This is a genomic window from Rhodobacter aestuarii (genome assembly GCF_900156655.1).
Lineage (GTDB): Bacteria > Pseudomonadota > Alphaproteobacteria > Rhodobacterales > Rhodobacteraceae > Rhodobacter > Rhodobacter aestuarii.
The window spans coordinates 248,101-272,015 of sequence record NZ_FTOG01000002.1 but is presented as its reverse complement, the minus strand read 5'-3'; the positions used below and the strand labels follow the sequence as shown (position 1 = coordinate 272,015).

Genomic DNA, 23,915 nt, shown 5'->3' with positions numbered 1-23,915 from the left:
GCTTACTCCGCAGGAACAGCGTTGATAGGGGCTGTTTTACGCGCCCCCGCCGCCACACGATAGCGCCGATCGGTGAGGCTAAGCAGCCCACCGAAGGACATGATCAGACAGCCCGCCCAAATCCAGTTTGCGAAGGGCTTGATATAGGTGCGCACCGCCCAGCCACCGCCGTCTTGCGGATCGCCAATCACCAGATAAACATCACGCCAGAAGCCATTGTCGATATCGGCCTCGGTCGTGGGCATGGCTTGCACGGGGTAGATGCGTTTTTCCGGGTGCAGCGTGGTGACAAGCTTATCGCCGACCCGCACTTCCATCGTTGCGCGTTGCGCGCTGAAGTTCGGCCCCGGCACGGTTTCGACGCCGACAAGGGTGATTTCATAGCCTGCAACGGTGAAATGATCGCCCGCTTTCGCGACGCGAATATCTTCAACCTGACCGGCCATCAAAAGCCCGATCCCGGCGATCACAATGCCCAAACCGCCGTGTGCGAGCGCCTTGCCCCAATCGGCGCGCGGCAGGCGCGCGATACGGGCGGGCGTGCGGCCCGCGCGCTGCCAAATCTCGGCCAGCGCACCAAACACAAGCCACGATCCCAAACCCGCCGAGGCGAGCGCCAGCACCGGGCGGCCCGTTGCCATCGTCCAAACCAGTGCCATTACCGCAAGCGACAAGATCGCGGCAGGCAGCAGCGGGCGGATGAGCTTAGAAAGGTTCGCCCTTTTCCACGGCATCATCGCGCCAATCGGCAAAAGCAGCGCCAAGGCGACCATGAAGGGGGTGAAGGCCTTTTCAAAGAACGGCGCCCCGACCGAGAGCTTGCGGTCCCAGAACAGTTCCGCCACCAGCGGCCAAACGGTGCCAGTGAACACAACCAGCGCCGAAACGGCGAGCAGGATGTTGTTCATCACCAGCGCAGATTCGCGGCTGACCATCGAAAAGATGCCCTTGGCCTGCATCTCGCCCGCGCGGGCGGCATAAAGCGTCAGCGCGCCGCCGGTGAAGAACGCGAGGATGAAGAGAATGAACACCCCCCGCTCCGGGTCATTGGCGAAGCTATGCACCGAGGAAATGACGCCCGAGCGCACCAGAAAGGTGCCAATCAAGCTGAAGCCAAAGGCCATGATGGCAAGCAGAACGGTCCAGCTTTTGAGCGCCTCGCGCTTTTCAACGACAATGGCGGAATGGAGCAGCGCTGCCGCCAAAAGCCACGGCATGAAGGACGCGTTCTCGACCGGGTCCCAAAACCAAAACCCGCCCCAGCCAAGCTCGTAATAGGCCCACCAAGAGCCAAGCGCGATGCCGATGGTCAGGAAAATCCACGCCGCCAGCGTCCATGGCCGCACCCAGCGCGCCCAAGCGGCATCCACCCGCCCCTCAATCAGCGCGGCCACAGCGAAGGAAAACGCCATGCTGAGCCCCACATAGCCGAGGTAAAGGAACGGCGGATGGAAGGCGAGGCCGGGGTCTTGCAGCAGCGGGTTCATGTCGCGCCCGTTAAAGGGCACATCAATGATCCGGGTGAACGGGTTTGAGGTGAAGATGATAAAGGCCAAAAAGGCGAGCCCGATCGAGCCTTGGACAGACAGCACACGCGCGCGCAGCCGTTCGGGCAAAGCCCCGCCAAAAGCCGCCGCCGCCGCGCCAAAGATCGCCAAGATCATCACCCACAAAAGCATCGAGCCTTCGTGGTTGCCCCAAACGCCCGAGACTTTGTAAAGCATCGGCTTATCGGTATGCGAATTGGCATAAACCAATTGCAGCGAGAAATCCGAGGTCACAAAGGCATAGGTCAGCGCTGCGAAGGCCGTGGCAATCAGCAAAAACTGCGCAAGCGCCGCGGGCGCGGCGACCGCCATCCAGCCACTCCAGCCCTTTTGCGCGCCAATTAAGGGCACGGTGGTTTGCACCAGCGCCACAAACAGCGCGAGGATCAGGGCAAAGTGCCCGGTTTCGACGATCATCCGGCGGGTCCTCCTCAAGTCGGGCGGATCATAGGGGCGCACGCGGCCTGGGCCAAGCGGGATGCGCATTTTCAATGCACCTTTCGCAAAAGCGTGAAGAGCCCGTGCAATTGTTTTGACAGCCGCATCTGTCAGCGCTAAGCGCAACGCATGATCACTCGGACCGCATATATCGCCCGTTCGCGACGTCGCCGCTTTAGCGCCTGACGTCTGATCTGCCGTGGCGTGCTGCCACATCCTTCCACAAAACCGTCCCCTTTGGCCCGAAGCCGTTGACAGCGCGCCTGCGCCGTTGCACCCCTTGGCCTTCCTTTTTCGGAGCTTGACATGATCGCTTCCATCTTGCCGACCTATTCGCGTGCGCCCCTTGCCTTTGTGAAGGGCGAAGGCTCTTGGCTCGAAACGGCGGATGGGAGCCGATATTTGGATTTGGGCGCGGGGATCGCGGTCAATGCTTTGGGCCATGCTGCGCCCGAACTGGTGGCCACGCTGACCGAGCAAGCGGGCAAGCTTTGGCACGTCTCGAACCTCTACCAAATTCCCGAGCAGCAAAAGCTTGCGGATCTTTTGGTCGCGAACACTTTTGCCGATACCGTCTTTTTCACCAATTCGGGCACCGAAGCCTGTGAGCTCGCCGTGAAGATGGTGCGCAAATATTGGTATGAGAAAGGCGCACCCGAGCGGGTGGAGATTTTGACCTTTGCGGGCGCTTTCCATGGTCGGTCTTCTGCGGCCATTGCCGCGGCTGGGTCAGAAAAAATGGTCAAAGGCTTTGGCCCGCTGCTTGAGGGCTTTGTGCATCTGCCGTGGGATGACATTGAGGCGGTGAAAGCCGCAATCACCGAAAACACCGCCGCGATTATGATTGAACCGATCCAAGGTGAGGGCGGCATCCGCCCCGCCTCGGATGCGTTCCTCAAGGCACTGCGCGAGATTTGCGATGAAACCGGCGCACTTTTGGTCTTTGACGAGGTGCAATGCGGCGTGGCGCGCACGGGCAAACTTTTCGCCCATGAATGGGCCGGGGTGACGCCGGATGTGATGATGGTCGCCAAAGGCATTGGCGGCGGCTTCCCGCTGGGTGCGGTGCTGGCAACCGAAAACGCGGCCTCTGGCATGACGGCGGGCACGCATGGCTCCACCTATGGCGGCAACCCGCTGGGCTGCGCGATTGGCGCGAAGGTGATGGAAATCGTCACCGCAGAAGGTTTCATGGAAGAGGTCAGCCGTAAGGCCGCCTTCTTGCGCCAGCGGCTGGAAGGTCTGGTGGCTGCGCATCCTGACATTTTCACCGAAGTGCGGGGCCAAGGTCTGATGCTCGGGCTCAAATGCAAACCTGCCCCGGTGGAGCTGGTGCAGGCGGCCTATGCGCAAAATCTGTTGACCGTGCCTGCGGCGGATAATGTGCTGCGGCTTTTGCCTGCGCTTACCATTTCTGAAGACGACATGGCCGAAGCAGTGCGTCGCCTCGACGCGGCTGCTTTGGCGCTCGAATCCAACCCGGCCTAACTGCGACTGGCCCCAAAAGACCTCGGGAGCCCGGGGGAGACCCCCGGCCATTCCGAAAGGACAAAACAAATGACCCATTTCCTTGATATCCACACTACCGATCCGGCCGAATTGCGCGCGATGATCGACAGTGCCCGCGCGATGAAAAACGCCCGCCAAGGGCGCCCGAAAGGCGCGCCCGATGATGACAAGCCGCTCGATGGCTGCATGGTGGCGCTGATCTTTGAAAAGCCCTCGACCCGGACTCGCGTGTCTTTTGACGTTGGCGTGCGCCAGATGGGCGGGCAGACGATGGTGCTGTCTGGCTCGGATATGCAATTGGGCCATGGTGAGACCATTGCCGATACCGCCCGCGTGCTGTCGCGCTATGTGGACCTGATCATGATCCGCACGTTTGAGGAAGAAACGCTGCTGGAGATGGCGGAATATGCCTCGGTCCCGGTGATCAACGGGCTCACGAACCGCACCCACCCCTGCCAGATCATGGCCGATATCATGACCTATGAAGAGCATCGCGGCCCGATTGCCGGGCGCAAGGTGGTCTGGTCGGGCGATGGCAACAATGTCTGCGCCTCGTTCCTGCATGCGGCGGGGCAGTTTGGCTTTGATCTGACCTTCACCGGCCCGCAAACGCTCGACCCCGAACGCGAATGGATCGAATTCGCGCGTTCCAAAGGCGTGAATGTAGCGATTGAGCGGGATCCGGCAAAAGCGGTTGAAGGCGCCGATCTGATCGTCACCGATACTTGGGTCAGCATGCACGACCCGGAATCGGCCAAAGAACGCCGCCACAACCAATTGCGCGCCTATCAGGTGAACGAGGCGCTGATGGCGAAAGCCAAGCCCGATTGCCTGTTCATGCATTGCCTGCCCGCGCACCGCAATGACGAGGCCACAAGCGCGGTGATGGACGGCCCGCATTCGGTGATTTTTGACGAGGCCGAAAACCGTCTGCATGCGCAAAAAGCGATCATGCGCTGGGCCTTGGGCAAGTAAGACAAACACCTTCAGCGGGGGGCAGGTCTGCCCCCTGTTTGCTATCCTTATCCTCTCTTGACGCAGCACGGGCGACGGCGCTAATGGCGGCGTTCCCTTTTGGTAGCCCCCACATGCGTCAGCCTCTGTCGTAGCCCGTTCCTGAACCCCGGTTTTCCCAGCGTTCAGGAGCATCATGTCCACGATCCAGTTTTCTTCCGGCGATTTGGTCGCCGACCGTCGCGCCGATTACGCCGAGGGGCTCTTGGCCTCTGGCGATGCGGTGGCCGCCGCCGATCTTTATACCCAAGCCTTGGCACTCGCCCCCGGTTGGGCGGCGGGTTGGTTCCGGCTTGGCGATATCCGCGCCGAACACGGTTTGCCTGAGGCAGCAGAGGCTTTTGCCGAAGCCCTGCGTTTGGACCCTGCAGACCAAATGGGCGCGGCGTTGCGGCTTGAGTTGCTCAACGCGCGGCCCGAGGCCGAAACCATGCCCTCGGCCTTTGTGGAAACACTGTTTGACCAATATGCGCCGCGCTTTGATCACGCGCTTGTGGACACGCTCGCCTATCGTGCCCCGCAATTGCTTGGGGCGCAGATCACCGGTCCGTTTGGCCGCGCGCTGGATTTGGGCTGTGGCACCGGGCTGATGGGGGCCGAGTTGCGCCCTTTGTGCGACTGGCTCGAGGGCTGGGATATTTCCTCCCAAATGCTGCATGAGGCCGGGGCGAAGGGCCTTTATGATGCGCTTTCAAAATGTGACCTCTCAGATTTGCCCGCGCCCGCCCAACAATGGGATTTGATCACCGCAGCGGATGTCTTTGCCTACCTTGGCGCGCTGGAACAGATCATCGCTTGGGTCGCGCTTGCCTTGGCACCGGCGGGGCGCTTTGCTTTCACGACCGAGGCGCATGAGGGGCCTGAACCGCTCGTTTTGCGTGAAAGCTGCCGCTATGCGCATGCGGAAGCCTATTTGCGCGATCTGCTCACACAGGCGGGCTTTGCGGCGCAGATCAGCCGGGCGGAATTGCGCCAAGACCGTGGGCAGCCGATCATCGGTTTTGTGGTCCATGCCGAACGCATCGGCTCGGCCGCGCGCCGTGAATCCGATGGGGAGGATATGGCGCTGGCTTAAGTGCCGCGGGGTTTTGCGCGCGTCGTCGGGTCCGCTTCACGCGGATTTTCCGGCCAAGGGTGGCGCGGGTAACGGCCGCGCATTTCCTTGCGCACCTCGGCGTAAGAGCCATCCCAAAATCCCGGCAGGTCCATCGTGACCTGAATCGGTTTATTGCCGGGCGAGAGCAGGGCAATCCGCAAAGGGTGGCGCTTCGGCCCCACGCTGGGGTGGATGGTGAGGCCATACATCTCGGGCAGTTTGACCTCGATCGTCGGCACCTCTGGGCCATAATCAATCGGCACGCGCCGCCCCAAGGGCGTTTCAAAATGGCCCGGCACAAGGCGGTCAAGCTCTTCCATCTGGCTCCAGTCAAGCTGGGCGCGCAAAGCCTCGGTCAGGTCAAGATTGCGCAGATCGGCTTCGGTCCGGGCGCGTTTGAGCCACGGCAGCAGCGCTTCGCTCGCAAGGAGCGCTTCATCAGACAAATCAGGCAGATCGCCCCCATCGCCGCGCAAAATATCGACCCGCGCGCGAAACCGTGCCGCGCCGGGGCTGAGCGTCAGCCCGATTTGCCGCAACCCGTCGAGCGCACCACGCGCCAAAGCCTCTGGCGGGGCATCGGGCCAATGGCGGTCTTCCAGCACCAGCGCGCCAAAACGCTCTTGCTTGCGCGCCACCACGCGGCCTTCGCGCTTGGACCAAGCGCAGACATCCTGCCAGCCGATCTGATCGCCATAAAGGCGGCGCAGTTCGGCATCGGCAAAAACCAACCCTTGGCGCACGCGGGCCTCGCGCGGATCGCCATCTAGGTCCGACGCGATGATCAGCCGATGCTTGCCGAGCCCATCGGCCTCATCCACCACCGCGCCCTTGCCGCCAGACAGCACATAACGTGCGGCATCGCCCTTGCGGCGCAGGCCGATCCGGTCGGGGTAGGCCAGCGCCAACATCTCGGCGGGGCTGTAGCGCTCGGGCACGTCGCGCACCATCCGCGCAAGCCGCTTCGCCTCGGTCTTGATCCGCTCAATCGTGCCGCGATGAAGCTGGCCGGGGTGGTTCGCCTCATAGCGGCCCGGATCGCGGATCGCCGCCAGTCGCAAGCTTAGGTCTGCCGGGGCCCCCCGGATTGGGTCGCGCTCTTCCAAAAGCGCTGCCAAGGGCGCGGCCTTGGGGCCTGCGGTGACCAGCATATGCGCCAAGCGCGGGTGGACAGGCAGCGCAGCCAGCGCCTTGCCATGCGCGGTGATGCGCAGCCCATCGAGCGCACCAAGGCTTTGCAAAAGCGCGCGCGCTTCGGCCAAGGCGGGCGCAGGCGGCGGGGTTAAAAAGGCCAAATCCGCGCCATCGCTGCCCCAACTGGCCAATTCTAACGCAAGCCCCGCCAAATCGGCCACCGCCATTTCTGGCGGCGCAAAGGCGGGCAGCGCGCCTTCCTCGCCCTTGGTCCAAAGCCGGTAACAGGTGCCTTCCGCCACGCGCCCGGCGCGGCCCCGGCGCTGTTCTGCCTCCGCACGGGACACGCGCTCGGTCACCAGCCGCGCCATGCCCGAGGCCGGGTCAAACCGCAGCCGCCGCGCGCGGCCCGCATCCACCACCACGCGAATATCTTCAATGGTCAGCGAGGTTTCGGCAATGGCCGTGGCCAGCACCACTTTGCGCCCCGCCGCGCAAGGCGCGATTGCGGCGCGCTGGGCGGCAAAGTCCATCGCGCCAAAAAGCGGGCGCAGGGCAACGTCTTTGGGCAGACGGTCACGCAACAGCGCCTCAACCCGGCGAATCTCACCCTCGCCGGGCAAGAAGACCAGCACGCTACCGGGGCTTTCTTCTAAAGCTTGGCTCACAAGCCCCGCCACGGCGGCCTCAAGCCGCATCCCTTGCGCAACCGGGCGCGGCAGCCAGCGGGTTTCCACCGGATAGGCGCGCCCCTCCGAGCGCAGGATCGGCGCCTCGTCCAAAAGCGCGGCCACCGGCGCGGCATCCAGCGTGGCCGACATCACCACCAGCGCTAGATCTGGGCGCAGCGCGCTGCGGGCCTCCCATGCAAGCGCAAGGCCCAAATCGGCATTGAGCGAACGTTCGTGAAATTCGTCAAAGATCACGCAGCCCACGCCCGACAGCTCTGGGTCGGATTGCAGCATCCGGGTCAAAATGCCCTCGGTCACCACTTCGATCCGGGTGGTTTTGCAAAGCTTCGCTTCGCCGCGAATGCGGTAGCCAACCGTTTCCCCGACCTTTTCGCCCAAGGTCTGCGCCATCCGCTCTGCGGCGGTGCGCGCGGCCAAACGGCGTGGCTCCAGCATCAGGATGCGGCCTGCCACCTGGCCAAGCAGCGCAAGCGGCACACGGGTGGTTTTACCCGCGCCGGGTGGCGCCATCAGCACAATACGTCCTGCCGCAGCAAGCGTGCGGCACAGTTCGGGCAAAATGGCATCTATGGGCAGTTGGTCTTTCACCCGGCCCTTATCGCCGTTTCAGGCGGCCTTTGCCAAGGATCGTATCGGTGGAAATTTCCACCACCTGCAAGCGCTGCCCATCGGGCGTGGGCGCATAGGTCAGGGTGAAGGGGAAGCGGGTCTTTTCCGCCATGTCCTTGTCTGAGAAACCGGCCAAGCGGCGGTATTCGCCCGAACAGACCACACCATCCCCCGCCGCCTGCGGGGACGAAAGCGCAACTTGCGAGCGTTTCGTGCCGTCAAACATGGTCACCTTGAGCTTGCAGGCCTCGTCCCGGTCGACATCGCGCAGCACGGCGTAAAGCGCGGTCAGCGGGTCGATCGTGCCGCCTTGTTTGGCGGGGTCCACATCGCTGCTGCGGGGTGTGCGGGGCGGCTCATGGATCACCGAAGAGGGCACGCCAGCGTTATAAATGACTGCGTTCTTGGAACGCGAATTGCCGCGCTGCGCGGACACCGCAGTGCTGCGCGGGCTGAACCGGCCGCGTGAAAATGTCCCATCGGCGCTGGCATCGTAGCGGATTTTCTTGATCGCCCCGGCAAGGCCCGTGGTCTGCATCACACCGCGCACGCCATAGCGATTGCCTTGGATTTTGCCATCAATCACCAATTCGCCTGCTTTGATCCCTTTGAGAACGACATCAAAAGCAATGTGATCGGTTTGATCTGCGGCAACCGGCTGCGCCAAAGCCCCGAGCAGCGCAAAGGTCGTCATTATGCGGAAAGGTCGGTTCATCGGTGCCCCTTTCATCGATGGCCTAGCCTCTGGACATACACCGCCTGAAAAGGGCATGAAACCGAAACAGTTCGATGACCCGATGACAGGCTTGTCAAAAGCCCGTGTATATGAAGGTGACCATGACGCTGATGACCGATCCCGCCGCCGAGCTTGCCCCCCGGATTTTGGCCGGAGAACGCAGAGCCTTGGCACGGGCGATCACCTTGGTGGAATCGGGGCGTGCCGATCACCGCGCCCAAGCAACCGCGCTTTTGGAGCGGCTTGCGAGCGCGGGCAAACAAGCCTTGCGGATCGGCCTTTCGGGCACGCCGGGGGTGGGGAAATCCACCTTCATCGAGAGCTTTGGCATGATGCTGGTGAGGCAGGGGCTTAAGGTCGCCGTTCTGGCGGTGGACCCGTCATCGGCGCGTTCGGGCGGCTCGATCTTGGGCGATAAAACGCGGATGGAGCGGCTTTCGCGCGAACCCAATGCCTTCATCCGCCCCTCGCCCAGCCAAGCGCAATTGGGGGGCGTGGCGCGCCGCACCCGCGAGGCGGTGAGCCTGTGCGAAGCGGCGGGCTTTGACGTGGTGTTGATTGAAACCGTGGGTGTGGGGCAATCCGAAACGCTGGTGGCGGAGATGACCGACCTTTTCATTCTGCTGATGGCCCCTGCGGGGGGCGATGAATTGCAAGGCGTGAAGCGCGGCATCATGGAAATGGCCGATATGATTCTCGTCAATAAAGCGGATGGGGATCTGAAGCCCGCCGCTTTGCGCACGATGTCAGATTACGCCGGCGCGCTGCGGCTCTTGCGCAAACGCCCGCAAGACCCCGAAGGTTTCCCGAAAGCCGTTGCGGTCTCGGCCTTGGCGGAAGAGGGGCTGAAAGCCGCTTGGGAAGATATGGGCGCGCTGACCGCATGGCGCCGCGAGAACGGGCATTTTGACCGCCGCCGCGCCGAACAAGCCCGGCATTGGTTTGAAACCGAGGTGCGCGAGGGGCTTTTGGCCCGGCTGCAAAGCGACCCTGAGATTCGCGCGCAAATGCAGGCGCTGGGCTCTGCCGTGGCCGAGGGGCAAACCGCACCCGCCGCTGCCGCCGCGGAAATGCTGGCAGCCCTACAACGCTGATTGCAAATGCAAAAAGCCCCGCCGAGGCGGGGCCTTGCACAGATCAAGGAAGCGATCAGGCCGCGGCTTGCGCCTTCAGGATGGCTTTCTTGATTTTCAGCGCGTTCGAGGAAAGCTCGGCATCCGAGGCTTTCATCAAGAAGGCGTCGAGGCCACCACGGTGATCGACGGTGCGCAGGCCAGCGGCCGACACGCGCAGCTTGAACGATTGGTTCAGCACGTCAGAGATCAGGGTGACGTCATTCAGGTTCGGCAGAAACCGGCGACGCGTTTTGTTGTTCGCGTGGCTGATGTTGTTGCCCGACATCGGGCCTTTGCCGGTCAGTTCGCAGACGCGCGACATGGCGATGTTCCTTCGTTTCCTCGGGCACTCGCGGCCCACTTCCAATACTGCGAGACCCGCTAAGCGCGGTTCCCGGAAATCCGTTCGCGGGGCATAAGGGCAAAGCCGCCCGGCGTCAAGCGATTCATCTACCCCTGCGCCAGCATCTCGCGCACCCAAGCCGGAACCACCTGCGTGGCGGGGCCGTGACGGGCCTCGTCAAACATACGCGTCCCGGTCGAGGGCTCAAGGTTCAATTCCAGCGTCGGCACGCCCGCATGCATTGCATCAGCCACAAAGCCCGCCGCCGGATAGACATTGCCGGAGGTGCCAATCGAGACAAACAAGTCCGCTCGGCGCAGCGCAGGCCAGATTTCCTCCATTCTATAAGGCATTTCGCCAAACCAAACGATATCGGGCCGCGTTGCGGGTTTGCTGCAAGCAGGGCAGGGGTCTTTGGCGCTCATTTCTTGGGGCGCGGGCCAGCGATGGCCGCAAGCCGCGCAAAGCGCCCCGGTCAACGTGCCGTGCATATGGATCAGGTTTTGCGTGCCCGCCCGTTCATGCAGGTCATCGACGTTCTGCGTCACCACCAAAACCTGATGCCGCCCATCAGCCTCCAACTCGGCCAAAGCCAGATGCGCGGCATTGGGTTGCGCCGCTGCGGCCGCCGCTCGGCGGGCATTATAGAATCGCTGCACCAAAACCGGGTCGCGCGCGAAGCCCTCTGGCGTGGCGACCTCTTCGATTCGATGCTCTTCCCAAAGCCCATCGCTGGCGCGGAAGGTGCGAATCCCGCTTTCTGCTGAAATCCCCGCTCCGGTGAGAATCACGATTCTAGCCATGCGTTCGATCCTTCGCTAAAACAGCCCCATGCGTATCTTGTTTCTTTGCCTTGGCAACATTTGTCGTTCCCCCGCAGCGGAGGGGGTGTTTCGCAAAATGGCGCAAGACGCCGGTTTTGCGGTGGCGATTGATAGTGCCGGAACGGGGGGCTGGCATGTGGGCGATGCGCCCTATGGCCCCATGCAATCGGCAGCGGGTCAGCGCGGCTATGACCTGTCTGATCTGCGCGCGCGGCAATTGGCGCCGGCCGATTTCTATGAGTTCGATCTGATTCTAGCGATGGATCGGCAAAACCTGCGCGATGCACAGGCGGTGATGCCGACAGATGCCACCGCCCGGCTGGAAATGTTCTTGCAAGGGGCGCAGGGCACGTCAGAGGTGCCCGACCCTTACTACACTCGCGATTTCAACGGCTGCCTCGACATCATCGAGGCAGGGTCAAAAGCGCTGCTCGCGCGGCTTCAGGGGGCGCAATAAGCTTCGGCGGTTTCTGCAAAGCCTTTGTAGCGCAGCCAGAAATCTTCATCCGCCGCGCGGCTCGACATGCGGACTTCTTGCGCCATGTCGGGTTCGGCAAAGAACTTCGCGGCGCGGCGCTGGTCCGATTTCGACAGCACATGATCGGCCACTTGCTGAATACAGCCGCACAGCGCGCGGTCCGAGGTGCGCCCAGCTTTCAAGCAAGCGGTGTCAATCGGCCCGGCATGTGCCATGGCTGTCCCAGCCAGAACAAACGCCGTAGCGGTGAGAAGATGTTTCATCTGCTGCCTCTGATTTGCGGGAGGTTCGGTGCCAAATCCCTTGAATTTGACGCTATTTCTAAGGGATCTGGCAACAGGGCACAATTGTCTCGGCAATAAATTGCCAAGTTCAAAAGGTCAGGTCAGATGTTGCGGCAGCGACGCGATATCCCCCAACCTATTGAGTCAGGCGATCACCTCAGCCTCATAGCCCGCCGCTTTCAGCGCCGCGAGCACGGTTTCTTCGGGCAGGCCATTCACCTCGACCTCACGGTCTTCAAGGCTCACCAATGCGGTGCCACCCACTTCGGTGATGGCGTTTTCAACGGCCGATTTGCAATGGCCACAGGTCATGTTCGGGACGGAAAGGATCATTGGGCACCTCCGGGGCTTCATGGCGCGATTGATCCGCGAAGCGCTTGGCATGGTCAATGGCAATTTCGCGTCATCACACGCGTGCATGCCCCCTTCCCGGCCCCTTTATTTGCGGCTATATGCGCCGCATGAACAAGCTCGATCACATCCGCAATTTCTCCATCGTGGCGCATATCGACCACGGCAAATCCACGCTGGCCGATCGTCTGATCCAGATGACGGGCACAGTGGCGAGCCGGGAGATGAAAGAGCAATTGCTCGACAGCATGGATATCGAGCGCGAGCGCGGTATCACCATCAAGGCGAACACCGTGCGGATCGAATATCCGGCGAAGGATGGGCAAACCTATATCCTGAACCTGATCGACACCCCCGGCCACGTTGACTTCGCCTATGAGGTCTCCCGCTCGATGCGCGCCGTCGAAGGCTCGCTTTTGGTGGTTGATGCTTCGCAAGGTGTGGAAGCGCAGACCCTCGCCAACGTCTATCAAGCGATTGATGCGGGCCATGAGATCGTGCCGGTTCTGAACAAGATCGACCTGCCCGCCGCCGACCCGGAGGCTGTGAAAAGCAATATTGAAGACGTGATCGGCATTGACGCCTCGGATGCGGTGCCGATCTCGGCCAAAACCGGTCTTGGCATTCCCGATGTGCTTGAAGCCATCGTGCAGCGCCTGCCCGCCCCCGAAGGGGTGCGCGATGCGCCGCTCAAAGCGATGCTGGTCGACAGCTGGTATGATGCCTATCTTGGCGTCGTCGTGATGATCCGCGTCATGGATGGGGTGGTCCGCAAGGGCGACCAGATCAAGATGATGCAAACCGGTGCAGCCTACCGCATCGACAAGCTTGCTGTGCTGAAGCCGCGCATGGTCGATATTGCCGAACTTGGCCCGGGCGAGATTGGCGTGTTCACCGCCTCGATCAAGCAGGTGCGCGATACCCGCGTGGGCGACACGATCACCCATGAGAAAAAGCCCTGCGACAAACCCCTGCCGGGCTTCAAACCCGCGCAGCCGGTGGTGTTCTGCGGCCTGTTCCCGGTCGATTCCAACGATTTCGACGCGCTGCGTGACGCGATTGAAAAGCTGGCGCTGAACGACGCGTCCTTCAGCTATGAGATGGAAACCTCCGCCGCGCTCGGCTTTGGCTTCCGCTGCGGCTTCTTGGGGCTATTGCACCTTGAGGTCATCCGGGACCGGCTTGAGCGCGAATATGATCTTGATCTGATCACCACCGCACCGAGCGTTGTGTTCAAGCTCTACATGAAAGACGGCGAGGTGCGCGAATTGCACAACCCCGCCGATATGCCCGACCTCACCTATGTCGACCATATCGAAGAGCCGCGCATCAAAGCCACGATCATGGTGCCCGACGACTATCTGGGCGATGTGCTCAAGCTTTGCCAAGACCGTCGCGGCATTCAGCTCGACCTCACCTATGCAGGCACCCGCGCGATGGTGGTTTATGACCTGCCGCTTTCGGAGGTCGTGTTCGACTTTTACGACCGGCTGAAATCGGTCACCAAAGGCTATGCGAGCTTTGACTATCAGTTGGCCGAATATCGCGAAGACTATCTGGTGAAAATGTCGATCCTTGTGAACGACGAGCCGGTGGATGCGCTCTCGATCATGGTTCACCGCGACCGCGCCGAAAGCCGTGGCCGCGCGATGGTGGAAAAGCTCAAAGACCTGATCCCGCGGCACATGTTCAAAATTCCGATCCAAGCCGCCATTGGGGGCCGCGTGATCGCGCGCGAAACGCTTTCCGCCATGCGCAAAGACGTGACGGCGAAATGCTATGGCGGCGACGCGACCCGGAAGAAAAAGCTGCTCGAAAAGCAAAAAGCCGGGAAGAAGAAGATGCGCCAGTTCGGGAAAGTGGAAATCCCGCAATCGGCCTTCATCGCCGCGCTTAAAATGGACGAATGATCTCAGACCCCGCCCTTGGCGGGGTCAAGTCTTTCTGGAGCACTTTCGGATTAGGGCTGCGTTCCCAAAGACAACAGTTCTTGCCGGAAGCTGGGTTCGCTCAGCACCACTTCACCGGCGCCCAAGCCCTCCGCATGGGCGAGTGAGCGGCCCACAAGCTTCTGCGCCATTTCTACCGCTTGCGGCAGGCGCATCCCACGGCCCAGCCCTGCAACAATCAGCCCGGCAAACAGATCCCCAGTGCCGGGTTTGGCGATCGGCAAATATTCGGCGGCAAGGCGCGTTGTGCCCTCCGGGCTCAGAACCACGCTCTCGATCTGCCCCTTGGGCGTGTCTTGCAACCGGCAGCCGGTGGCGACCAGATGCGCCGCTGGGGCCAGCGCCAATTGCGCGCGCGCCGCTTCAAGGTCTTTCAGATGGGTGATGCTTTGCCCCGTCAGCCAAGCCAGTTCAAACGGGTTTGGGGTGGCAATATCGGCCAAGGGCAAAAGCCGATCCCGCAGCACATCGGCGATGGTTTCGGGCACATAAAGTCCCGGCCCCTCATCACCCAGAACCGGATCGCACAGATAAATCAGCTTTGGGTTCAGCGCTTTCGCCTCGGCAACAAAGGTGGCCACCTGCTCGGCCACATCGCGCGACCCAATATAGCCGGTCAGCAAGAAATCCGCGCGTTGTGGCAACTCGCGCTCATGCGCCCCGCGCAGCAAATCGGCAAAGAACTCTGGCGGCAAGGCTTGGCCGCGCAGGGTGGGGTAGTCGGGGGTATTCGAGAAGACGACCGTCGGAATCGCCGCCACCTCCAGCCCCGCCGCCTGCATCGGAAACAGCGCCGCCGAATTGCCAACATGGCCAAAGACGACTTGGCTCTGAATCGAAATCACAAAAGGAGGCTGCATCATGCGCGAAGCTCCCGCGGGCTTGAAAACCAGAAAAAGGGGTTCCCTCGCCATAGACCCGTGGGCACGGCGGTTCAACCACGAGGTTGGGGCTTCTTCTGGGCTTTAAAGCCGCTTGGCATCCGGCAAACCACCGAAAAGCGCCCATGGTGCGCGCCCGCCATGCAACGGGCGGGCGCACAATCTTCAGCGCTTCAGATGAGGTCAGCCGATCTCATACATACCCGCAGCGCCGTCCGGTGCCTCGCTTGCGTTCAAGAAACGGTAAGAACGCGAGTGTCCGGTCGCGAGCACATCATTCACGCCGCTAAGATTGAACAGCGGCGCATAGCGAAGCGGGGCATCTGCGACAGAGCTGTTATCATGCGCGAGCGTCATGGCGCTGCCGCTTTGGTTCATGATCTGCAACACCATCCCCGCGCTCGGGTTGCGCACTTCGTTGACAAAGCCCCCCGGCGCGCTGCGAATCTGGCAGCGCATGAACGCCCCGATATCCGTAGACGTACCCACATAGACATCTGGTTTGTTGCCGTCCGAAATAAGCTCAGAATAGTCCACATCGCTGTCGCCATTCGGCCATTGGGCCAGCGTATCCATGTGGCAATTCGTGATCACGCCTTTGATCTTGAACCCCGTCCGGGTGAGCGAGTTGATCCGGGCCCCGGATACCGAGCCCGTAAAATCAAGATTGCGCCAATCAATACTGCGCGCGTCATCATCTTTCTGTGCTTGGAACTCAAAGGCAACGTCAGAGCTGTTGGCGTTTCCGCCGCCGTGCCAGATGTGGTGACGATCGGAAAGAACGATCACCTTTTTGCAGTTGTCAAATTTGACGTTGTAGAACTCGATCGGTTCGGCCGTGCTGTCACCCGTGACGTAAAGTGGGATCGTGTTCGGGCTGTCCGACATATGCAGCCCATCAAAGACAATCCGGTTAGGGTTTGTAAGCCCTTGATAGCCATCTACGATCCCGGTTGAGGATTGCAGCCCAATCACGCGGCCATTCATCAACACGGGCTTCGGGAAGACGAAAGCATTCATCCCCCCAGACGGTGCCCCGAGGCCGATCAAATCCCACCAGTTTAATACGGTGTATCCCTGTACGGTGACGGTTTCACAGCCATAGAATTCTAGCGCCGACCCTTTCGGGCTGCCTTGGCGACATTCGACGCGTATGTTCTCCAGCACCACATCGCCGCAACGGGCGATCTCAATCCCGTCACCGGCCATCTGGAAATCTTCGTCGAGGACGTAGCAGGGTGTTCCCGTCACCTGATCAAAACCTGCGATCTCCGGCCCCTCACCGCAGTTGGTATAGGTGATCTGGCCGAAATGAACGCTCCCGCCGCGCGCTATTGCGGCGCTAATGTCGATGGGGTTTGAAAAACAATCGCCAATCGTGCCGGTGCCCACAAATTCATAGCGGCCACCGGGCGTGCTGCCCTTGAACAGCACGCAGCATCCCCCCGCACCCGCTTGGGAATAGCCCCCCGTCCAACCGGGCTGGCCGTTTTTGTTATTCGAGATGGTCCCATCCACCTCAAACCGGATGCCAGAGCGCGCGACATCACCTGCAAACAGATAAACTGGGCCCGTCGCGTCGGTCTGCGCACCATCAGAAAGTTTGAGCGTGGCGCCGGGGCCAACGATCACGGTTGTTTTGTCGGAGGTCATGTCGACGCAACATTTGCCCGCGCCATAGGGGTTGTTTTTGCTCACGCCAAAATCGTAAGTGCCCGGCGCCGAGAACACCAGCGCCGCACCACCGACGCGCTCAATCGCCGCCATCGCCAAATTGGCAGGAGGCGAGTTGTCGGCCACGGCGGTCCCGCCGCCAAATTGCTCTATGCTCAAGGTGCCCTTGTCAGGCAAAGCATAAAGCTTGACGGCGTAAGACAGGTCGGCGTCGGTCGCGCCAGATGCCGCGACGGTGTAAGCTCCGCAGCCGATCACGTCGATCACATCGCCCGCCGTCACGGTGATTTGGCCAGCCGTTGCCCCGGAATACACAAGCCGTGTCGCCAGTTCGGCAAAGCTTGCGAGCCGATACGGCGAGCCAGCCAGCGCCAGGTCACGCGCCGCCGTGATCTGCGCGATCAGCCCGTCGCCAGAGATGGTTTCAATCGGAAATGAGGTGATCGCCATATCACTGCGCCTCCAAAACATATGCCGCACCCGCGGCGTTCACGACGATGGCGCCGTTAACGGTCAGGACACGGAGGAATCCCGTCGGTGTGCCGGTGCTATTTGGGCGGGTTGCGAGGCCGCCCAGCCCAAGGCCGCCCAGCCCGATCATGCGTTGCATCCTTGCCCCCTGATCTGCTGGCCGGGGGCGGGGATTAGGGGGCAGCGCTGCCGATTGCGGCAAGTAGGCCCCACCTGTTCTGCCGGTCCTGCGCTGGTGCACAGAGTGCTCTGAAAGCGGTTGCTCATCATCAACTCCTTGGGTCGTTGGGAAGGAAAGCTGACAGAGCCAGATTGATGCTCTGCAAACGCACCGTTCGGAGCTTTGGTCACGAAAGAATAGGTCTTTAATTCAGAGCCTTGAGCGTAAATTCGGGAGGTCTGGGGATCGGCTGGCAAGAGCCGCACGCGCGCTACGAATCGCGCTAAGTCATCACAGAAGCCGACGCGGGCAAAAGGCCAACGGAACGGGAACGCGCAATTCAGCGCGTGAACCGATTTTTGCCGTGTCCGAGAAATGCTTGGGAGATTTGGAGGCGGGTACCGGAATCGAACCGGTCTTCACGGATTTGCAATCCAGCCTGTTTCGCAAGAAAATCAAAGGGGAACTGTTTCAAAACAGGCCCAGACAAAGCGTGAACTTTCGGAGAAAGTTTCAAGTGCCCATCTGACCGGCGCAAATGAAAACCCCGGTGCGCGTGCAGGCGCAACCGGGGCCAAAAGCTTGGGTCAAGAAACCACTGGCAAAAGATACCGCAGCCCGTCCCGCAACGCAATCTCTGCCTTTGCCAAGCCCGCGCACAAGAGCGCCTCGAAGCTTCTCGGCTATGGCCTGATCCTCGACACGCCCGAGGCGTGGCAGGCGGTGGCAAGCGTCTGGGCGGTGCGGCTGACCACGGGCGAGCGGGCGGCAATTCTCATGGCCGCGCTGCACTCTCTCAAGCCTGATCAAGCTGCGGCGATCATCGACCACGCTTTTGCGGGGGTGCTTTCGTGATTGCTATCGAGGAACTCGAAGCCCACGGGGTGCGCGTCTTTTGGGTGACATTCTGCGGCGACTTCCTGCGCGAGTTTGCGACCCGTCGCGAGGCGATTGAATACGCCCGTGCCTCGACCGCAGGCGTTCCCTATCTGCTTCATTCCGCCAAGGTGCTGCCCTTCGCCAAGCGGGGGGCCGCGTGATGGAAGACGGCATCTTCAACACGCCCGAGGCACGGCAGGCGCTCGAAGACTGGCGCAATGAGCGCGACCGCCGCGAGGGTGTGACCTCGACCCGCGCGCCGCTGCGCCAAGTCCACCCCCCACCGGATAGCACCCCGGCAGGCTGCGACGATGTTCCTCTGACCCCGCTGGACGCTTACGGCGACATGGGCGAACCGGCGCGGGGTGAGGCCAAGGGAAGCCGGTTCAAATGTGCCGCTGACCTCGAAGGGCTTGAGGTGCCGGAACGCAAATGGCTGGTGCGCGACTTCATTCCGGGCCGCGAAGTCACCCTGCTTTATGGCGACGGCGGCACCGGCAAATCTCTGCTCTCTGCGCAACTGGCCTGCGCCGTCGCCCTCGGGCGTCAATGGATCGGGCGCGGTGTGACCGAGGGCCGCGCGGTGTTCCTGTCGGCAGAAGACGAGCAAGACGAGCTGCACCGCCGCTTCGCTGACATTGTGCGCAGCGAGGGCGCTACGCTGGCCGACCTCCAACGCCTGACATATGCCAGCCTTGCGGGCGAGGATGCGCTTCTGGCGCGCGCGGATGGGGCAGGAAAGCCGCTTATCCCCTCGGGCCTGTATGATGAGATTCGGGCGATCCTGACCGACCTCAACCCCGCGCTTCTGGTGCTCGACACGCTGGCCGATCTGTTCCCCGGCAACGAGAACGACAAGGCGCAAGTGCGGCAATTTGTGGGGATGCTCAAGAAGCTTGCCCTACAACATGACTGCGCAGTTGTCATGCTTGCGCACCCGTCGCTTTCGGGCATGGCGAGCGGTTCTGGCACCTCGGGCAACACTGCTTGGAACGGAAGCGCCCGTTCGCGGCTCTATTTCCAGCGCGTCATGGTAAACGGCGAGGAAGCCGACGAAGACGCCCGCATTCTGAGCAACAAGAAGCTGAACTACGGGCGCAGCGGGGCCGAAATCGCGGTGACGTGGCTCGACGGTGTTTTCGTGGCCGATCCGAGCGAAACCGGCCTCGACCGCATGGCGAAGGCGTCTAAGGCGGAACGGGTGTTCATGAAGCTGTTGCGCATGTTCACCGAGCAAGGCCGGAAGGTGAACAGCAACAGCGGGCCGTCCTATGCGCCGTCTCAATTCGCCTCGCACCAAGACAATGAGGGGGTGACGAAGGACGGCTTCAAGAGGGCGATGGATAGCCTCTTGAATGCCGGAAAGATCGCCATTGAGGCGGGCGGTTCGCCGTCCAAGCCGACCACCAAACTCGTTGAGGTGGCGAAATGAGCGGCCTTCATCTCCCCTTCATCTCCCCTTCATCTCCGGTTTTGGGCTGCTTCATCTCCCCTTCATCTCCCTTTCAATCCTGCTTCATCTCCCCTTCATCTCCCCTCCCCCTCTCTCCCCCTTACTACGTAAGGGGCTTTTGGGGCGCCCTTGGGGCGCGCCCCAACGCCTTGAAGGACACCCACCAATGACCCTCGCAAGCATTCAGCTTTCCCAAGCCAAACTTGTTGCCCGTGTGGATGGCGACGACGAAGACGCAGCGTTGATGCAGATGCTCGAAGCCGCTCAGGGCGATGTGCTGGCCGCTGCCAACTACACCGCGCCCGAGGATGGCGCGCTGCCCGATGATCTGGCCTTCGCGATCTATGACCAATGCTCGATGCTTTACGACAACCGGGGCGGGGCGACCGAGCGGGATAGGCCGCTTGGGCTGTCGCTGGCCGCGTCTCGCATCTGCGCGCGCTATCGCGGTGTTTCGCTGGGCGAGGTGCCGGAATGACCGAGGCCGCGACCAAGCGCCCGAGGGGGCGACCGCGCAAGAATGGTCCCAATGCCCCGGTTTCTGCCGAGGCCGGGACCGGCGGTCTGAGTTTACAATTCTCTCTCCTGAAAAAAATCCGGGGGAAAAATCGGGCGAACCGGGCGCTTGCCTTCCTTGCACAACTGCGCATCCCCGAGGGCCGCACGGCGGGAAAGCCGCTCAAGCTGGCCGGGTTTCAAAAGCGGTTCGTGCGCGGTGCGCTGGCCGATGGCGTCATGGTGGGCCTTTTGTCGATCGGTCGCGGCAATGCCAAAACCGCGTTGAGCGCTGGCCTGTCGCTGGCCGAGCTGGTGGGCGCGCTCGATGCGAAGCCCCAGCCCAAGCGCGAAATCCTCTTTGCGGCCCGCAACCGGGACCAAGCCAAGACCGCGTTCAACTTCCTTGTCGGCTACATCGAAGGCTTGCCCGAAGAGGATCAAGCGCTTTTCACGATCCGGCGCGGCTCAAAGCTGGAAGTTGAGTTTGAGGGCAACGGCGGCGGGCTGGCCCGCGTCATTGCTGCCGATGGCAAGTCGATCTTGGGCGGCGCTCCGACGCTGGCGGTTCTCGATGAACGGGCGGCATGGGAACCGGCCAAGGGCGAGACACTGGAAAACGCGATCCTGTCGGGCCTTGGCAAACGTGATGGCCGCGCGCTGATCATCTCGACCTCTGCGCCCGACGATACCAACGCCTTTTCCCGGTGGCTCGATGATCCGCCCCCCGGCACCTATGTGCAGGAACACCGGCCCGCCTTTGGCTTGCCTGCCGATGATCTGGAAAGCCTGCTCGAAGCCAACCCCGGCGCGACCGAGGGCATCGGCTCAACGCCCGATTGGCTTGTGGCACAGGCGCGGCGCGCGATTGCGCGGGGCGGTTCGGCGCTGTCCAGCTTCCGCAACCTGAACCGAAACGAACGGGTTTCGAGCGAAAGCCGGTCTGTTTTGGTGACGGTTGACGAATGGCTGTCGGCGGAAGTCTCGCCCGATGAACTGCCCGAGCGGGCGGGGCCTTGCGTGCTGGGCGTTGATCTGGGCGGCTCTCGCAGCATGTCGGCTGCGGCGTTCTACTGGCCCGAGACGGGGCGTCTTGAGGCCGTGGGCACCTTCCCCAGCACCCCCAGCCTTGCCGATAGGGGCGCGGCTGACGGCGTGGGCGAGCGCTATTCGCAGATGTTTGACCGGGGCGAGTTGACGGTTCTGGGCGAGGCGACGGTTCCCCCCGGCGCATGGCTGGCCGAAGTGGTGCGCCGCCTCGATGGGGTGCAACCGGCCTGCATCTGTGGCGACCGTTTCCGCAATGCCGAATTTGTTGAGGCGATGAACGCGGCGGGCCTGTCGCGGGTGCCGTTCATCTGGCGCGGCTTCGGGTGGAAAGACGGCTCCGAAGACATTGAGCGATTCCGGCGCGCGCTGTTTGACGGCGAAATCTTTGTTGCCCCCTCCATGCTTCTGCGCAGCGCCTTTTCGGATGCAATCACGCTGGTTGATCCGGCAGGCAACCACAAGCTGGCGAAGGCCCGAAGCCTTGGCCGGATCGACGCGGCGGCGGCATCGGTGCTGGCCGTGGCGCAGGGCGCGCGCATGAAGGCCACACCCGAGCGCAAGCCAAGGGTGGCATGGCTATGAGCAAGCGCAAGGAATATGCGCGGCACTCGAAGCGCGTCACCTCAACCCGCCGCTGGCAAGTGCTGCGGCACCAAATCCTTGAGCGTGACGGCTGGGCGTGCCGGTGCTGCGGTGAACGACGCCGCCTTGAGGTGGACCATATCCAGCCGGTTCGGCTGCGGCCTGATCTGGCCTTTGATCCGCGCAACCTGCAAGCGCTCTGCCCGCGCTGCCACACTCGCAAAACCCGCATCGAATGCGGGCACAAAGAGAAATCCCCCGAGCGCAAGGCTTGGGCGACTGCCGTTGCCGATCTGGCAGCGGAAACCCTCCCCCTCAGTGAAGGAAACGACCATGCTTGAAAGCGTGAAAATTCAGCGTCGGCAATCCGAGATCCGCCAAGCCCTTGCGGGCCTTGTCGGCAAGGCGACCCCGACCGAAGACGAAACCCGCTCGATGGAAAGCCTCGATGCGGAATATCGCACCAACGAAACCCGCTTGCGTGCCAGCCTCATTGCCGAGGATACCGAGCGCCGCGAGGCCGGGGCCGATCTGGAAACCCGCGCGGGCCGCGAATGGTCCGACCTGATCGCGGGCTTTCAAATGCGCCAAGTGATCGGGGCCTTGAATGAAGGCCGCGCGCTTGAAGGGAAAACCGCCGAAGTCGTGGCCGAGCTGCGCAACGCGGGCGGTTATCGCGGCATTCCCGTGCCGCTCTTGGCGCTCGAAGCGCGGGCCGGTGAAACCGTCTCGACCGGCACGCCCGACCCGATGCAAACGCGCCCGATCATCGACCGGCTTTTCCCGGCGAGCGTGGCCGCGCGCATGGGTGCCCAGATGATCGCTATCGGTTCCGGTGCTGTCGAATGGCCGGTTTCGACCTCTGCCGTCACGGCGGGCTGGGCGAACGGCGAAACTGGCAACATTCCCGACCCGACCGCCTACGGCACCATCGACAAAGCGCTAGCCCCCAATCAGACGATGGGCGTTCAAATGCGGGTCACCCGCAAGGCGCTCTTGCAATCGGGCGAGGCTCTGGAAGCGGCGATCCGGCGCGACATGAACGGGGCGATGGGCGCGGAACTTGATCGCGCGATCTTCCTCGGCACCGGCGCGGATGGGCAACCGCTGGGCGTGATCACCGGGGCGGCGACCTATGGCATCACCTCGACCGCGGTTGATGCTGCGGCGTCTTGGGCGACCTATCGCAGCGCCGTGGTGCGCTTCATGGCGCGCAATGCCGCCTCGACCCCCGCCGATGTGCGCGCGCTGATCCGGCCCGAGGTCTGGGACTTCATGGAAGACCAATTGACCGCGACCTCTGCGCCGAAATTCGAGTTTGACCGCATGGCGGAAAAGATGGGCGGCATTGCCATGTCTTCGACCGCGCTGGCGGCTCCGACCGGCGACCCCTTGGCCTGCACTTCGCTTCTGACCACCTCGGCGGGCGGTGTTGCCCCGGTATTCGTGGGCATGTGGGGCGCGGTGGACCTGATCCGCGATCCGTTCAGCGATGCGGCCTCGGGTGGCCTGCGCCTGACCGCGCTGACCACGGTTGACACGACCGTCGCGCGCGGTGCGCAACTCGAACTCCTGACCGGCGTGCAGGTGGCGTGATGCTCTGGGGCGGAAATCTCGGGACGCTGGAAATTCGGGCGGAAGGTGGGGCAACTCACCTTTCGGCGCGGTTCCCCTATCAAGCCGAAACCGAACTGGCACCGGGGCGGCGCGAGGTCTTCGCCCCTCACGCCTTCCGGGGACGCATCGAAGCGGGCGAGGAAATCCACCTGCTTGCCCAGCACGATTACACCAAGCCTCTTGCCAGCACGGCGGCGGGCACGCTGCGGCTTCGCAGCACTGACCTTGCCGTAGAGATCGAAGCGACGGTTGACGCCTCGACCACCTGGGCGAAGGACTTCCTTGCCGCCCATCGCGCTGGGCTGATCCGGGGGCTTTCCCCCGGCTTCCGGGTGCCGAGCGGCGGCGACAAGGTGGAACGGCGCGGCGCTGATCTGGTGCGCACGGTGACACAAGCGGCGCTGTTTGAAGTCTCTGCGGTCACGGTCCCGGCCTATCCCTCTGCGCAGATCGAGGCGCGGGCATGGGAAACCCATCAAGATCGGCAGCCCTACCGGGGCGCGGTGAACCCCCTCAATCGGTGGAGGCTCTGAC

At 62.4% G+C, this 23,915-nt stretch carries 24 protein-coding genes; 14 read left to right on the top strand and 10 right to left on the bottom strand.

Going from position 1 to position 23,915, the window contains the following annotated elements; genetic code table 11:
• Positions 1-2: 2 nt before the first annotated feature.
• The gene (locus BW967_RS04475; RefSeq protein WP_076483848.1) at positions 3-1,964 is read right to left on the bottom strand and encodes a heme lyase CcmF/NrfE family subunit; all 1,962 of its coding nucleotides are present in this window, start codon (positions 1,962-1,964) and stop codon (positions 3-5) included.
• Between the two features lie 327 nt (positions 1,965-2,291).
• Here BW967_RS04475 and BW967_RS04470 point away from each other — a divergent pair, with 327 nt between their 5' ends.
• The 3 genes from BW967_RS04470 to BW967_RS04460 all read left to right on the top strand — a co-directional run bounded on the left by BW967_RS04470 (position 2,292) and on the right by BW967_RS04460 (position 5,583).
• Complete coding sequence (locus BW967_RS04470; RefSeq protein ID WP_076483847.1) at positions 2,292-3,473, top strand: aspartate aminotransferase family protein; 1,182 nt, start codon at positions 2,292-2,294, stop codon at positions 3,471-3,473.
• A gap of 69 nt (positions 3,474-3,542) precedes the next feature.
• Positions 3,543-4,469, top strand: a complete 927-nt coding sequence (gene argF / locus BW967_RS04465; protein ID WP_076483846.1) for an ornithine carbamoyltransferase — start codon at positions 3,543-3,545, stop codon at positions 4,467-4,469.
• 175 nt (positions 4,470-4,644) lie between these two features.
• A complete protein-coding gene (locus BW967_RS04460; protein ID WP_076483845.1) occupies positions 4,645-5,583 on the top strand; it encodes a class I SAM-dependent DNA methyltransferase in 939 nt (312 codons plus the stop codon).
• On the opposite strand, the gene hrpB is transcribed toward BW967_RS04460, so the two are convergent.
• Positions 5,580-8,018, bottom strand: coding sequence for an ATP-dependent helicase HrpB (gene hrpB / locus BW967_RS04455; protein ID WP_076483844.1), 2,439 nt, complete (start codon positions 8,016-8,018; stop codon positions 5,580-5,582). The two genes, BW967_RS04460 and hrpB, sit on opposite strands and share 4 nt — an antisense overlap.
• Before the next feature lie 7 nt (positions 8,019-8,025).
• Entirely contained in the window at positions 8,026-8,754 is a 729-nt protein-coding gene (locus BW967_RS04450; RefSeq protein ID WP_245826435.1) for a DUF3108 domain-containing protein, read from the bottom strand.
• 122 nt (positions 8,755-8,876) lie between these two features.
• Between BW967_RS04450 and meaB the strand changes: the two genes are divergently transcribed.
• Positions 8,877-9,869, top strand: coding sequence for a methylmalonyl Co-A mutase-associated GTPase MeaB (meaB, locus tag BW967_RS04445; protein WP_083951961.1), 993 nt, complete (start codon positions 8,877-8,879; stop codon positions 9,867-9,869).
• A 55-nt stretch (positions 9,870-9,924) separates the two neighbouring features.
• Here the strand turns inward: meaB and rpmB are convergent, their stop codons facing one another.
• Together rpmB and BW967_RS04435 are read right to left on the bottom strand one after the other, a co-directional pair.
• Positions 9,925-10,212 (bottom strand): 50S ribosomal protein L28, encoded by a 288-nt coding sequence (gene rpmB / locus BW967_RS04440; RefSeq protein ID WP_076483842.1) that lies wholly within the window; start codon positions 10,210-10,212, stop codon positions 9,925-9,927.
• A gap of 128 nt (positions 10,213-10,340) precedes the next feature.
• The gene (locus tag BW967_RS04435; protein WP_076483841.1) at positions 10,341-11,036 is read right to left on the bottom strand and encodes an NAD-dependent deacylase; all 696 of its coding nucleotides are present in this window, start codon (positions 11,034-11,036) and stop codon (positions 10,341-10,343) included.
• Between the two features lie 28 nt (positions 11,037-11,064).
• Between BW967_RS04435 and BW967_RS04430 the strand changes: the two genes are divergently transcribed.
• Entirely contained in the window at positions 11,065-11,514 is a 450-nt protein-coding gene (locus tag BW967_RS04430) for a low molecular weight protein-tyrosine-phosphatase (RefSeq protein ID WP_076483840.1), read from the top strand.
• On the opposite strand, the gene BW967_RS04425 is transcribed toward BW967_RS04430, so the two are convergent.
• Both BW967_RS04425 and BW967_RS04420 read right to left on the bottom strand, forming a co-directional pair.
• Positions 11,499-11,798 carry a hypothetical protein gene (locus tag BW967_RS04425; protein ID WP_076483839.1) on the bottom strand — a complete coding sequence of 100 codons (300 nt, stop codon included), beginning with the start codon at positions 11,796-11,798 and terminating at the stop codon, positions 11,499-11,501. The genes BW967_RS04430 and BW967_RS04425 overlap by 16 nt on opposite strands.
• A gap of 165 nt (positions 11,799-11,963) precedes the next feature.
• Positions 11,964-12,152 carry a heavy-metal-associated domain-containing protein gene (locus BW967_RS04420; protein WP_076483838.1) on the bottom strand — a complete coding sequence of 63 codons (189 nt, stop codon included), beginning with the start codon at positions 12,150-12,152 and terminating at the stop codon, positions 11,964-11,966.
• A 128-nt stretch (positions 12,153-12,280) separates the two neighbouring features.
• Between BW967_RS04420 and lepA the strand changes: the two genes are divergently transcribed.
• Positions 12,281-14,080, top strand: coding sequence for a translation elongation factor 4 (gene lepA, locus BW967_RS04415; protein WP_076484007.1), 1,800 nt, complete (start codon positions 12,281-12,283; stop codon positions 14,078-14,080).
• A 50-nt stretch (positions 14,081-14,130) separates the two neighbouring features.
• Here lepA and pdxY read toward each other — a convergent pair whose 3' ends face one another.
• From pdxY to BW967_RS18675, 3 genes are all read right to left on the bottom strand, one after another.
• Positions 14,131-14,982, bottom strand: coding sequence for a pyridoxal kinase (pdxY, locus tag BW967_RS04410; protein ID WP_076483837.1), 852 nt, complete (start codon positions 14,980-14,982; stop codon positions 14,131-14,133).
• Positions 14,983-15,183: 201 nt separating this feature from the next.
• Positions 15,184-17,124 (bottom strand): hypothetical protein, encoded by a 1,941-nt coding sequence (locus BW967_RS04405; RefSeq protein ID WP_076483836.1) that lies wholly within the window; start codon positions 17,122-17,124, stop codon positions 15,184-15,186.
• Between the two features lies 1 nt (position 17,125).
• The gene (locus BW967_RS18675; protein ID WP_175610415.1) at positions 17,126-17,284 is read right to left on the bottom strand and encodes a hypothetical protein; all 159 of its coding nucleotides are present in this window, start codon (positions 17,282-17,284) and stop codon (positions 17,126-17,128) included.
• Positions 17,285-17,887: 603 nt separating this feature from the next.
• Between BW967_RS18675 and BW967_RS04400 the strand changes: the two genes are divergently transcribed.
• From BW967_RS04400 to BW967_RS04365, 8 genes are all read left to right on the top strand, one after another.
• Positions 17,888-18,160, top strand: coding sequence for a hypothetical protein (locus tag BW967_RS04400; RefSeq protein ID WP_076483835.1), 273 nt, complete (start codon positions 17,888-17,890; stop codon positions 18,158-18,160).
• Positions 18,157-18,345, top strand: coding sequence for a hypothetical protein (locus tag BW967_RS04395; protein ID WP_076483834.1), 189 nt, complete (start codon positions 18,157-18,159; stop codon positions 18,343-18,345). Before BW967_RS04400 ends, BW967_RS04395 begins: the two co-directional genes overlap by 4 nt.
• Entirely contained in the window at positions 18,345-19,616 is a 1,272-nt protein-coding gene (locus tag BW967_RS04390; protein WP_245826433.1) for an AAA family ATPase, read from the top strand. The genes BW967_RS04395 and BW967_RS04390 overlap by 1 nt, the downstream gene beginning before the upstream one ends.
• A 187-nt stretch (positions 19,617-19,803) precedes the next feature.
• Positions 19,804-20,115, top strand: coding sequence for a head-tail connector protein (locus tag BW967_RS04385; protein ID WP_076483833.1), 312 nt, complete (start codon positions 19,804-19,806; stop codon positions 20,113-20,115).
• Positions 20,112-21,764 carry a terminase large subunit domain-containing protein gene (locus BW967_RS04380; RefSeq protein WP_108188604.1) on the top strand — a complete coding sequence of 551 codons (1,653 nt, stop codon included), beginning with the start codon at positions 20,112-20,114 and terminating at the stop codon, positions 21,762-21,764. Before BW967_RS04385 ends, BW967_RS04380 begins: the two co-directional genes overlap by 4 nt.
• A complete protein-coding gene (locus tag BW967_RS04375; RefSeq protein ID WP_076483832.1) occupies positions 21,755-22,105 on the top strand; it encodes an HNH endonuclease in 351 nt (116 codons plus the stop codon). Before BW967_RS04380 ends, BW967_RS04375 begins: the two co-directional genes overlap by 10 nt.
• Complete coding sequence (locus BW967_RS04370) at positions 22,098-23,360, top strand: phage major capsid protein (RefSeq protein ID WP_076483831.1); 1,263 nt, start codon at positions 22,098-22,100, stop codon at positions 23,358-23,360. The genes BW967_RS04375 and BW967_RS04370 overlap by 8 nt, the downstream gene beginning before the upstream one ends.
• A complete protein-coding gene (locus BW967_RS04365; protein WP_076483830.1) occupies positions 23,360-23,914 on the top strand; it encodes an HK97 family phage prohead protease in 555 nt (184 codons plus the stop codon). The genes BW967_RS04370 and BW967_RS04365 overlap by 1 nt, the downstream gene beginning before the upstream one ends.
• The last annotated feature ends 1 nt before the right edge of the window (position 23,915 follow it).